1 protein-coding gene is annotated in these 516 nt (G+C 54.3%); it reads left to right on the plus strand.

Annotated elements, in window-relative coordinates; all coding sequences use genetic code 11:
- Positions 1–346, plus strand: a 346-nt coding sequence (locus tag ACTQ1N_RS12755) for a phage portal protein (protein ID WP_441957015.1), incomplete at its 5' end; no start/stop codon positions are given.
- Positions 347–516: the final 170 nt, after the last annotated feature.

The raw sequence follows: 516 nt of genomic DNA on the forward strand, positions 1-516 counted from the left end.
TCTCTCGAAGGATGAGAAGATGATCTACTACGCCCGGTTCAACGTGGACGGGCTTCTTCGCGGTAACTACGCATCCCGCATGCAGGGCTATGCGACCGGTATCAGTAACGGCTTTCTGTGCGTGAACGACGTGCGACGGTTGGAGAACATGGACCTCGTGCCCGACGAAGAGGGCGGGAACCTGTTTCTTGTAAACGGAACCATGACGCCTCTTCGGAGTGCTGGCGCAGCCTACCAGAGCGGTTCTGGAGGTAGTGATCCTCCGGAGCAGGATGAGCCCGATGAAGAACCTGAGGAAGATACCGAAAACAAAAAGCCCCACAGAAGGGGAAGGAGGAACACATGAACAAGTTTTGGAAGTGGGTGCGGAACAAGGCACCGGATGGAGAAGATCCGGATCTTTCAGCACGCACGCTGTTTTTAAACGGAACCATTGCTTCGGAGAGTTGGTTTGACGATGACGTCACGCCAGCTCTTTTTAAGTCTGACCTTGATTCCGGGAAAGGACCGATCACG

The sequence above is a fragment of the Porcincola sp. LCP21S3_C12 genome, assembly GCF_052118625.1.
GTDB lineage: Bacteria > Bacillota > Clostridia > Lachnospirales > Lachnospiraceae > Porcincola.